The sequence below is a fragment of the Hymenobacter agri genome (assembly GCF_054778495.1).
In genome coordinates this window covers 1-10,615 of record NZ_BAAGZM010000097.1, presented here as the reverse complement: position 1 = coordinate 10,615, position 10,615 = coordinate 1, and the positions used below count along the sequence as shown (strand labels likewise).

10 protein-coding genes, 1 tRNA gene and 1 pseudogene are annotated in these 10,615 nt (G+C 57.9%); 4 read left to right on the top strand and 8 right to left on the bottom strand.

From position 1 onward, the window contains the following. On the bottom strand, window positions 1–524 hold a 524-nt coding region (locus ACYVDE_RS07530), incomplete at its 3' end, for a hypothetical protein (protein ID WP_460500871.1). A 237-nt stretch (window positions 525–761) separates the two neighbouring features. On the opposite strand from ACYVDE_RS07530, the gene metG reads away from it, so the two are divergent. Continuing rightward, on the top strand, window positions 762–2,804 hold the full coding sequence (gene metG, locus ACYVDE_RS07525; protein WP_460500870.1) for a methionine--tRNA ligase: 2,043 nt from the start codon (window positions 762–764) through the stop codon (window positions 2,802–2,804). A gap of 98 nt (window positions 2,805–2,902) precedes the next feature. Here the strand turns inward: metG and pth are convergent, their stop codons facing one another. The 7 genes from pth to ACYVDE_RS07490 form a co-directional block, all read right to left on the bottom strand. Then, window positions 2,903–3,469, bottom strand: a complete 567-nt coding sequence (gene pth, locus ACYVDE_RS07520) for an aminoacyl-tRNA hydrolase (protein ID WP_460500869.1) — start codon at window positions 3,467–3,469, stop codon at window positions 2,903–2,905. 202 nt (window positions 3,470–3,671) lie between these two features. Then, window positions 3,672–4,244 (bottom strand): 50S ribosomal protein L25/general stress protein Ctc, encoded by a 573-nt coding sequence (locus ACYVDE_RS07515; RefSeq protein WP_460500868.1) that lies wholly within the window; start codon window positions 4,242–4,244, stop codon window positions 3,672–3,674. A gap of 96 nt (window positions 4,245–4,340) precedes the next feature. Next, window positions 4,341–4,811: a hypothetical protein gene (locus ACYVDE_RS07510; protein WP_460500867.1), complete on the bottom strand. Its 471-nt coding sequence runs from the start codon at window positions 4,809–4,811 to the stop codon at window positions 4,341–4,343. 154 nt (window positions 4,812–4,965) lie between these two features. Continuing rightward, complete coding sequence (locus tag ACYVDE_RS07505; RefSeq protein ID WP_460500866.1) at window positions 4,966–5,583, bottom strand: hypothetical protein; 618 nt, start codon at window positions 5,581–5,583, stop codon at window positions 4,966–4,968. A 9-nt stretch (window positions 5,584–5,592) separates the two neighbouring features. Beyond that, on the bottom strand, window positions 5,593–6,657 hold the full coding sequence (locus tag ACYVDE_RS07500; RefSeq protein WP_460500865.1) for a DUF6340 family protein: 1,065 nt from the start codon (window positions 6,655–6,657) through the stop codon (window positions 5,593–5,595). A gap of 219 nt (window positions 6,658–6,876) precedes the next feature. Next, window positions 6,877–7,803 (bottom strand): ribose-phosphate pyrophosphokinase, encoded by a 927-nt coding sequence (locus tag ACYVDE_RS07495; RefSeq protein ID WP_460500864.1) that lies wholly within the window; start codon window positions 7,801–7,803, stop codon window positions 6,877–6,879. Between the two features lie 148 nt (window positions 7,804–7,951). Next, window positions 7,952–8,024: transfer RNA gene (locus ACYVDE_RS07490), tRNA-Gln, on the bottom strand. Between the two features lie 274 nt (window positions 8,025–8,298). Here ACYVDE_RS07490 and atpD point away from each other — a divergent pair. The 3 genes and pseudogenes from atpD to ACYVDE_RS07475 all read left to right on the top strand — a co-directional run. Next, the gene (gene atpD, locus ACYVDE_RS07485) at window positions 8,299–9,804 is read left to right on the top strand and encodes a F0F1 ATP synthase subunit beta (protein WP_460500863.1); all 1,506 of its coding nucleotides are present in this window, start codon (window positions 8,299–8,301) and stop codon (window positions 9,802–9,804) included. Between the two features lie 113 nt (window positions 9,805–9,917). Further along, window positions 9,918–10,166, top strand: coding sequence for an ATP synthase F1 subunit epsilon (atpC, locus tag ACYVDE_RS07480; RefSeq protein ID WP_305032261.1), 249 nt, complete (start codon window positions 9,918–9,920; stop codon window positions 10,164–10,166). A 136-nt stretch (window positions 10,167–10,302) separates the two neighbouring features. Further along, window positions 10,303–10,615: pseudogene (locus ACYVDE_RS07475) on the top strand (hypothetical protein); the annotation flags it as partial.

Here is a 10,615-nt window from a genome sequence, read left to right as displayed (position 1 = left end):
TTGCCGGGCGTGGCCGGTGCATCGCCATCAGCCGCATCGGTGCGGGGCGTGCGGGGCTTGCGCGGCGTGCCGTCTTTGTTCAGCGTCTGGCCTTTTTTGCGGCCGCGCGTGCTTTTGCCGGCCGAAGCCGTGTCAGCCGAATCGGTAGTGTCGTTGTCAGCAGTTGCAGCCGAGCCGCCCACCGAGTCGTAATGCCGGACGATGGTGTGCAGGGCCTGCTCAAACATGCGCTCCGTATCGCTGTCGAGGCGGCGCGTTGCGTCCTTCACCACTTCCTTCAACTTGGCCTTCGTTTCTTTGCGGATGCGAGCCACCACTTCGTTCATGCGGTTGTTCAACTCTTTCTGCAGCTGCTTGGCGGCCGACTTCAGCGACTTCTTCTGGCTGGCTTTTTTGCTGGCGCGGTCGTCGCTTAGCTCGGTCGTTGCGCGGCTGGCTTTCTTGGCCGATTTGCGAGCGGCTTTTTCTTCCGGCGTGCGCTTAGGTGTTTTTTCGGCTTTAACCGGGGAAGCAGGTTTTTTCATGTGAAAAAATATGAGTGGTGAAGGGTGTCGGAAAGAAAGGATGTGGCAATCGAAGCACGCTATTTCGAAATAGGCGCGCTCAAATATAAAATCATTTAAGCGTCAAACGGTTTACTGCGTTTTTTTGTTGATTTAATTCTGCTCTTTTTTCCTTGTTTCTTTGCGCATTGGAACGCCGCTCCCGATTTATAAATCGGAAATCCACCGGCTGATTCTACTTGCTTACTTTTTGTTTTTATGTCTGTTATCCCTGAGCGGTACACCGTTACCGCCGCTTTGCCCTACGCCAACGGCCCGGTGCACATCGGCCACCTGGCCGGCGTTTATCTGCCCGCCGACATTTATGTGCGCTACCTGCGCGCTGCGGGCCGCGACGTGAAATTTATTTGCGGCTCCGACGAGCACGGCGTGCCCATCACCATTCGCGCCCAGAAAGAAGGCGTTACGCCCCAGCAGGTAGTCGATAAATACCATGCCCTGATTCGCGACTCGTTCAAGGAATTCAACGTGTCGTTCGATGTGTACTCGCGCACGTCGTCGGCCACGCACGCCGAGGTTTCCAGCGGTTTTTTCACCAAGCTGAACAACGAGGGTAAATTCATCGAGCAAACCACTCAGCAGTATTTCGACGAAAAGGCCCAGCAATTTCTGGCCGACCGCTACATCGTGGGCACCTGCCCCAACTGCGGCAACGAAAATGCCTACGGCGACCAGTGTGAGCGCTGCGGTACCTCGCTCAGCCCGACCGAATTAATTAACCCACGCTCCATGCTCAGCGGCGCGCAGCCCATTTTGCGCGACACCAAGCACTGGTTTTTGCCCCTCGACCAATACGAGCCCTGGCTGCGCGAATGGATTATCGAAGGCCACAAAAACGACTGGAAAACCAACGTGTACGGCCAGTGTAAATCCTGGATTGACCAGGGCCTGCATCCCCGCGCCGTGACGCGCGACCTCGATTGGGGCGTGCCGGTGCCGGTGCCCGGTGCCGAGGGCAAAGTACTGTACGTATGGTTTGATGCGCCCATCGGCTACATTTCCGCCACCAAAGAGGCTTTCCCCGACGAGTGGGAGAAATACTGGAAAGATGCCGGCTCGAAGCTGGTGCATTTCATCGGGAAGGATAACATCGTTTTTCACTGCATCATTTTCCCGACGATGCTGAAGGCGCACGGTGAATTTATTTTGCCCGACAACGTGCCCGCCAACGAATTTCTGAACCTTGAAGGCGATAAAATCAGCACCTCGCGCAACTGGGCGGTGTGGCTGCACGAATACCTCGCCGATTTCCCGGGCCAGGCCGACGTGCTGCGCTACGTGCTGTGCGCCAACGCTCCCGAAACCAAGGACAACGACTTCACCTGGAAAGACTTCCAGGCGCGCAATAACAACGAATTGGTTGCCACGCTGGGCAATTTCGTGAATCGCGCCGCCGTGCTCACGCACAAATTCTTCGAAGGCAACGTGCCGGAATTGGGCGAATTGCAGCCCATCGACCAGGATGCTTTCGCGCAATTGGCCGAATTCCCGGCCAAAATCGGCGAGCTGATTGAGAATTACCGTTTCCGCGATGCGTTGGCCGAAGTAATTAGCCTTGCTCGCCTCGGCAATAAGTATCTGGCCGAAACTCAGCCCTGGCACCTCATCAAAACCGATGCGGCCCGCACCGGCACCGTGCTGCACGTGTCGCTGCAGATTGCCGCCGCGCTGGCCCCGCTGCTGGAGCCATTCCTACCCGAGTCGGCGCAGAAACTGGCGGCTATGCTTAACCTCGAAATCGGCCCCTGGGCCACTGCCGGCCGTTCCGACGCTCTGGCCGCCGGGCACCAATTGCGCGAAGCCGCGCTGCTGTTCGGCAAGATTGAAGATGCCGTGGTGGAAACCCAGGTGCAGAAATTACTCGATACCAAAAAGGAAAACCAGCTGGCCAATACGCCCGTGACGCCGGCCAAAGCCGACGTGTCGTTCGATGATTTCGGCCGCATGGATTTGCGCATCGGCACCATCACGGCCGCCGAGAAAGTAGCCAAAACCAAAAAGCTACTCAAGCTAACCGTTGATTTGGGTTTGGAGGAGCGCACCATCGTGAGCGGTATTGCCGAGCATTTCATCCCCGAAGCCCTTATCGGCCAGCAGGTGCAGGTATTGCTTAACCTCGCCCCGCGCGAAATTAAAGGCATTCAAAGCCAAGGCATGCTGCTCATGGCCGAAAATGCCGACGGTAGCCTTGCTCTGATGCAGCCCGGCAAGCCCGTGCGCAACGGCAGCGGCGTAGCATAGTGAGAGCAGCAAAAGCGAGTACCCCGAAATTTCATTTCGGCCCACGAGAACGACAATTGTTCGGGCGGGCCAAAATGGAATTTCGGGGTACTCGTTTTTTATTTCACATTCACCACATTCATGGCACGCTCCAGCCCCAGGGCGCCGAATGCCAGCACGGCGTCGCCGGCTTTTTCGATGCGCGTGGGCAGCTCAATCTGCTCATCGGCCGAAAACGGATTCAGCACGTAGTCGACCTGCCGGCCTTTCGGGAAATTCGCATCCACGCCAAAGCGCAGGCGCGCATACACATCCGTACCGAGCGTGGCCTGAATATCCTTCAGCCCGTTGTGCCCGCCGGCCGAGCCCTGGCCTTTCAGCCGCAATTTGCCGAAGGGGAGGGCCAAATCGTCGGTCACCACTACCATATTTTCAGCGGGGATTTTCAGCGTGGCGAGCCAGTGCGCCGCGGCTTTCCCACTTAGGTTCATGTAAGTGGTGGGTTTCACCAGCACGTAGGTGTGGCCTTTGTGCTTGAATTCGGTGGTGAACGCGTGGCGGCCGATTTCAAAGCGCGGCGCATCAAATTTGGCCGCCAGATAATCAGCTACCATAAACCCGATGTTGTGGCGGGTGTCGACGTATTCGGGGCCAATGTTGCCGAGGCAGAGAACGAGAAACTTCATAGAACACGAATTAGCACGGATTTAAACGAATTCCGCGGATTTTGGGGCTGAGCAGAATGGGAATTTTAGCCACGATTGATTCGCTATTCCTTCCAAATAAAAACGCCGCCCCAAAATTGGAGCGGCGTTTTTACTGGTTGGCTGTCGCCGGCCACGAAATCCGCGAAATCCGTTTCAATTCGCGCTAATTCGTGGTCAGTGATTAGCGGTTGGCGGCCATTTCGCCTTTCAGCGCACGCGGGATGGTGATGGTGGCAATGGGAGCCGCGGCGTTGGTGAGGATGGTGTAGTTCTTGGCTTCTACGGCACCCACTTTGATGGATTTGCCGAGCTCCATGCCGCTGATGTTCACTTCCACGTAATCGGGGAGGTTTTCGGCGGTAGCGCGCACTTTCACTTTGCGCAGCTTGCTCACCAGCTTACCACCGGCCAGCACGCCCGGCGAAACGCCTACGTACTTCACGGGGATGTCCATCTTCACTTCTTTGCCTTCCTGCAGCTCGAGGAAGTCAACGTGGAGCAGCATTTCGTTCACGGGATGGAACTGAGCGTCCTGCACGATGGCGCGGTACTTCGTGCCTTCCACGTTCAGGTCCACGATGTGCGCCTCCGGCGTGTACAACAGCTCGCGGAACAGGATAGCGGGCACCGAGAAGTGCACAGTGTCCTGGCCGCCATACAATACGCACGGTACTTGAGCGTCGAGGCGCAATGCCTTGGCGTCCGTTTTACCGAGATTCGCTCTTTTAAACCCTACAATCTCGAGGCTTTTCATAAAGAAGTGGTTTGGGGGATGATAAAAAATTGGCCCATTCACTCCCAACGTCGGGGGCAAACGGGCCGCAAAGGTAAGAATTAAGCGCGCAAAAACCTAGGGCTGACCCGTTTTGAACGCAATGGTGCTGAAAAAGTGCTGAGCATCTTCGGCCGCTCCCACTTCTTGTGGTAGCGAGTACGAGCACCGAAACACGTAAAGCGTGCGGCCAATCAGCACCCAGGTCAATTCCAGCGCGGCCGGAAGTTGGTGAAACTCGTCGAATCCGCTGTATACTTGGTGCATGGCCCTGCCGCCGGGAGCCGAGGGCAACGTCACCGGAAAGCTCGTTTTAAGTTTGGCCTTGGCAAATGCTTTGTCCGGCAAGCGCATAATCTGGCTGATAAACTGTTCGGGCTCCGGCACCAGCACCTGGCCGGGCTTCAGCGGATGAGCCGGGTCGGGAACGGGGCTGAAGACGATGGCATCAAACTCATTGTCGGAAGTATTGGTGGAAAAAATGGCAATCCCGGAGTTAATAAATTCCTCATCGGCGGTGCCGGCATATGGCATCCGAACGGAAGCCACCGAATCGAGGCGAGTGATTTGCCAGGGCGGGGCCGACTGCGCACACGCTGAATAGAACGTAAGGCTGGCTAATAGTCCGGCAAGGAATACGTATTTCAATAGGGTAGTTTGTGATGGATGCGATTGTAGCACTCATTTTTTCGGAGCCTCCGTCTCAAGGGTTGCTTGGCTCGATGGTGCTAAAATACCGCAGCCGTTCCTGGCGCGATTCGTCACCGTCTACATCCACGGTAGTGCAGAAAAAGAAGTACATCACATCCTGCAGGTTAAACCAGCGCACTTCCATGCGCGCCGTTTCGCGCGAATCGGGGTCGACGCCGGTATATACCCGGTGGCTGGCCTGCCCACCCGGGGCGATGGGCGTATTCACAACATACTCCTGGTTCAGCTTGGGCTTAGCCAAGGCCAGCCAAGGTAGTTTCAGTAGCCCCTGCAGGCACTTATCCGCGTTAAGTACCACGGCATCGCTATCGGCCAGCACGGAATTTCCCCTCTTGTGTGCTGCGTTTAATTGCTGTTGCACCATCCCGCGCACATCGATGCGCACCATCATAAAATGGTGATAGCTGCCTTTGGTGAAAAAAGCCATCAACCAGGGCAGGGTCTCGTCCGAAACTTCCTGGGCGCGATACGGTGTGCGCACCGAAACCAGGGTGTCGAGATTGGTGTAGCCCCAGGGCTTATTGATGGCTGATTGGGCCCGCGCCGATTGCGCGCAGAGCAAGGATAGAACCAGGCCCAGCCAGCAGGCAAGGCGCGAATACATGAACATGCCCGCAAATTAATTCGCGCCCGGCACGCTTTTCAGCTGTTCCTGCACAATGGCCTGAGCTTGCATGCGGTCGTTCAGCACGCGCAGGTACTGGCGGGCCTGCGAGTTGTTGCAGGTGAAAGCGGCCTTCTTAGCCCAGTCGATAGCGCCCGGCAGGTCGCCGCGCACTTCGCTGGCCACGGCCAGATTGTAAAAGGCCCGGCCGGCAATTTTAGGGTCGAGGTGGCGGGCCGACTGCTGCCAGAGCGTGGCGGCCCCGGCCCAGTCGCCGGCCTCGGCGCGCTGGGCGGCTTCCTTCATGCGGCCATCCTTCTTGGCTGAGGTGAAATAGTCCCGGTTCAAATCGATGTAGGAAGGCGCAATGCGGCGGGCATAGCCATCGCCGGCTCGCTGGGCCACCCGCCGGATGCACTCCTGGGGCGGCGGCAGCTGGCGGAGCGCTGCGGGGTAATTGTCGCCGTCGCCGCTGAACACGAGTTGGTCTTCCTGCCGGGCCTGGTCGAGTACGAAGCCCTGCGCCGCGCCGTAGGTGCGGAAGCCGGTCACGATTTTCATCAACATCTCTACGTGCACGGTGGGCACCTTGTGCTCTTTGCCCTCCTTGTCTTTCACGGTGCGGAAGCCGTCGGTGTGGCTCAGCAGCATATCCGAGTCGAAGGCTTCGAGCACCACCAGACCATCTACCTGCGTGCGGCGGCACAAGTCCTGCACGTAGCGCGGGGCCAGCGGCGGCAGGAAAAACTCGCGGCTGCGGCCCAGCAGCTGCAGCTGCGCCTGCGTCACCTTAAAGCGGTAGCTGTTGTTGGCCAGCGCCTGGCCCACCACGTTTACGCACTCATCGGCGCCGGCGCGGTCCACGCCCGGCCCCTCGCCGGTGAAGGCGCCTTCCAGCACATCGAAGAATTTGTCGCGGCGCGACTCGGGAATAATGCGGTTGGCGGTGGCCACGCTTTGCAGGTTGGCGGGCATGGGCACCGCCGCCGGGGCCAGCGCCCGAATATGCACCGAGGAGGCGCAGCTGCTCAGCAGCAGCGCGGCAAAAAGGGTGGAGGCGGCAGCGTAGAGCTTGTTCATCACAGTTGCAGAAAAAAGTTCCAGTTGGAAGGTCAGTTCTACAAAATTGTGCCAGTTTTTGGGAAAGGGCAGGGGAGAAGCGCTGAAAAAAGAACGTCATGCTGAGCGCAGCCAAGGCATCTCTACTGCGCAACTAATTCCAATTAAATAGGAATGGTATTGCGGTAAAGATGCTTCGCCTGTGCTCAGCATGACGTTCTTTTTCGTAGTGGCCGATGCCTACACGAACAGCGAGCTGATGCTCTCGTGCGTCACCACGTTGCGAATCGCGGCGGCAAACAGCGGGGCCAGCGAAATGACGTGGATTTTATCGTTGTGCTCGCGCTGCGGAATGGTGTCGGTCGTAATCAGCTCGGTGAGCTGCGAGGCGCGGATGCGCTCGTGGGCCGGGCCGCTGAGCAGTGGGTGCGTGATGACGGCGCGCACCGAGTTGGCGCCGCGCTCCATCACGAGGTCGGCGGCTTTGCAGATGGTGCCGGCGGTGTCCACCATGTCATCCACAAATACCACGTCCATGCCCTTCACGTCGCCAATCACCTGCATTGAGGCAATTTCATTGGCCCGCAGACGCATTTTGTCGCAGACCACAATTTCGGCGCCGAATTTCTTGGCGAAGGCCCGGGTCCGCACCACGCCGCCCACGTCGGGCGAGGCGAAAATCAGGTTTTTCAGGTTCAGCGACTTGATGTAGGGGGCCGTGACGGTAGCCCCGTCGAGGTGGTCGACGGGAATATCGAAGAAGCCCTGAATCTGGCCGGCGTGCAGGTCGCAGGTCATCAGGCGGTCGGTACCCACGCTCTGAATGATGTTGGCTACCACTTTTGCGCCGATGCTCACGCGCGGCTTGTCTTTGCGGTCTTGCCGGGCGTAGCCCATGTAGGGCATCACGATGTTGACTTTGTAGGCAGAGGCGCGCTTGCAGGCGTCCACCATCAGCATGAGCTCCATGAGGTGCTCGGCCGGCGGGAAGGTGCTTTGCACCAGAAATACTTCGCAGCCGCGCACACTTTCGTTGAAGCTGGGGCCCATCTCATTGTCGGCAAAGCGCTGCACGGTAACGTCGCCGAGCGACGTGCCGTAGGCGGCGGCAATGTTTTCGGCGAGGGCCTGCGAGGCGCTGCCGGCGAATATTTTGACCTGTTTCATTGGGGAAGGTGCTGACTAGGTGGAGCGAGAGGCAAAAAGGCGACGCAAATGCGCCGCGAAAAGCAGACTAGTGGAAAAAGCGAAAGGCGCTGACCTCTCCGGGAAGTGGAGAAGCCAGCGCCTTTCGTTTGCTATGCGAGCGATGTCGTTGTCCGACCAGGGCTCGAACCTGGACTTTCTTGAATCAAAATCAAGCGTGTTGCCGGTTACACCATCGGACAATTTCCCAGTGGGCTACGTGCCGTTTGGGAGTGCAAAGGTAGGAAAGGAATTATTCGACGCAAGTTTTTGGCGAAAAAAAGTGCAGAAAAAATGTGCGGCAATCCGGCCGAAAGTTGCTCCTGATTCATTGATGCCTGATTTCAAGGCAATAGGGCTGCTGGCAAGGCGAGTGAGTGGTGCCAAGCTCCGCAAACGTTAGGGTTGGAAAAGCGGCGCCCCTACCGTAATTTTGCGGCCTGAAAATCTGCATAACTTCATCATAAATACAAGCAAATGGCCAATACCGGCAAAATCACTCAGGTCATCGGCCCCGTCGTTGACGTGAGCTTCGCGGGCGAGAACACGAAGCTGCCCAACATCCTCGACGCCCTCGAAGTCACGAAAGACAACGGCCAAGTGGTAATTCTGGAGTGCCAGCAGCACTTGGGCGAGGACCGGGTACGGACCATTGCCATGGACTCGACCGAGGGCCTGACCCGCGGTGCTGAAGTGCGCGACCTGGGTGCTCCCATCTCGATGCCCACCGGCGACGGCGTGAAAGGCCGTCTCTTCAACGTGATTGGCCAGGCCATCGACGGCATTCAGCAGCCTAAGAGCGACGGCGCCCTGCCCATTCACCGCAACGCCCCGGCGTTCGAGGACCTGGCTACGTCGTCGGAAGTATTCTTCACCGGGATTAAGGTTATCGACCTGCTCGCGCCTTACGTGAAGGGTGGTAAAATTGGTCTGTTCGGGGGTGCCGGTGTAGGTAAAACCGTACTGATTCAGGAGCTTATCAACAACGTGGCCAAGGCCTACGAAGGTCTGTCGGTGTTTGCCGGCGTGGGCGAGCGTACCCGCGAGGGCAACGACTTGCTGCGCGAATTCATCGAAGCCAACATCATCCGCTACGGCGACGCCTTCAAGCACTCGATGGAAGAAGGCGGCTGGGACCTCTCGAAAGTGGACCTTGCTGAAATGGAGAAGTCGCAGGCCACCCTCGTGTTCGGCCAGATGAACGAGCCCCCCGGAGCCCGTGCCCGCGTGGCCCTGTCGGGTCTGACCATTGCCGAAAGCTTCCGCGACGGCGACGGCACTGGTGCCGGCCGCGACATTCTGTTCTTCATCGACAACATCTTCCGCTTCACGCAGGCGGGTTCGGAAGTATCGGCTCTGCTGGGCCGGATGCCTTCGGCCGTAGGTTACCAGCCCACGCTGGCTACCGAAATGGGTGCCATGCAGGAGCGCATCACCTCGACCAAGCGCGGCTCGATTACCTCGGTACAGGCCGTGTATGTGCCGGCCGATGACTTGACTGACCCGGCCCCGGCCAACACCTTCGCCCACTTGGACGCCACGACGGTACTGAGCCGCAAAATCGCCGAGTTGGGCATCTACCCGGCCGTTGACCCGCTGGACTCGACCTCGCGCATCCTGTCGGCCGACGTGCTGGGTGCTGAGCACTACAACACCGCTCAGCGCGTGAAAGAGCTGCTCCAGCGCTACAAGGAACTGCAGGACATCATCGCCATCCTCGGTATGGACGAGCTGTCGGAAGAGGATAAGCAGGTGGTGAACCGCGCCCGTCGCGTGCAGCGCTTCCTGTCGCAGCCCTTCTTCGTGGCCGAGCAGTTCACCGGCCTCAAAGGTGTGCTCGTTGACATCAAGGATACTATCAAAGGCTTCAACGAAATCATCGACGGCAAGTACGACCACCTGCCCGAGGCGGCGTTCAACCTCGTGGGTAACATTGAGGATGCCGTGGCCAAAGGCGAGCGTCTGATTGCCGAAGCGAAGTAATTTTTTAAATGTGGAGAATGTGGGAATGTGGGTGATGTGAAAATTGATTCTCAATTAAGTCACTAGCCACATTTCCACATTTTCACATCATCACATTCCCCACATTTAAAGAAATGCATCTCGAAATCATCACCCCCGACCGCAAGGTTTTTGAAGGCGAAGTGACGTCGGCCCAGTTTCCGGGTGCCGATGGTTCGTTTGAAGTGCTGAACAACCACGCGCCGCTGATTGCCGCCCTGAAGGCTGGCGACGTGACGCTGACCGGCGGTGCCGGTGGCCGCGAGGTTATCCGCATCGAAGGCGGCGTGGTGGAAGTGCTGCGCAACAACGTGATTGTGTTGGCCGAAGGCGCGCTGGCTTAAGCTCCGGCAGCTTCGCTAAACCCGATTTTTAGAAAATCCCCATGGCGGTTGGCGTCGTGGGGATTTTTTTATGCGGATTTCCGAAGCTTGCCGCTTAATTTGCAGTACAATTTATTCTTCTTTACATACTGCAAAAATGGTACAACGAGTTTTCTGGGCAGTGATGCTTTGGGTGGGGCTGAGCAGCTGGATGCTGGCCGATGGATTCCGCGAGCAATTCCGGGCTGCTTTTAAGAAGGGCGACGTGGCTGCGGCCGAAAAGGTGCTCACCGATTGGGAAAAGGCCTCGCCGAAGGACCCCGATTTGTACGTGGCCCGCTTCAACTTCTTGCTGAACAAGGCAACCAAGCGCACGCCCGTGACGCCGGCGCCGGTAGCGTGCCGGTGTTGTTCTCATTGTAACGGGCGTACACCTGCGTCCAGAGCATCAGGCGCAGGTATTTGGAGCC

Bases quoted from the DNA above. Each gene is read 5' to 3' on its own strand.
- pth (WP_460500869.1), bottom strand. From the start codon at position 3,469: ATGAAGTTTCTCGTTCTCTGCCTCGGCAACATTGGCCCCGAATACGTC.
- ACYVDE_RS07505 (WP_460500866.1), bottom strand. From the start codon at position 5,583: ATGTTCATGTATTCGCGCCTTGCCTGCTGGCTGGGCCTGGTTCTATCC.
- metG (WP_460500870.1), top strand. From the start codon at position 762: ATGTCTGTTATCCCTGAGCGGTACACCGTTACCGCCGCTTTGCCCTAC.
- ACYVDE_RS07495 (WP_460500864.1), bottom strand. From the start codon at position 7,803: ATGAAACAGGTCAAAATATTCGCCGGCAGCGCCTCGCAGGCCCTCGCC.
- atpD (WP_460500863.1), top strand. From the start codon at position 8,299: ATGGCCAATACCGGCAAAATCACTCAGGTCATCGGCCCCGTCGTTGAC.
- ACYVDE_RS07515 (WP_460500868.1), bottom strand. From the start codon at position 4,244: ATGAAAAGCCTCGAGATTGTAGGGTTTAAAAGAGCGAATCTCGGTAAA.
- atpC (WP_305032261.1), top strand. From the start codon at position 9,918: ATGCATCTCGAAATCATCACCCCCGACCGCAAGGTTTTTGAAGGCGAA.
- ACYVDE_RS07500 (WP_460500865.1), bottom strand. From the start codon at position 6,657: ATGAACAAGCTCTACGCTGCCGCCTCCACCCTTTTTGCCGCGCTGCTG.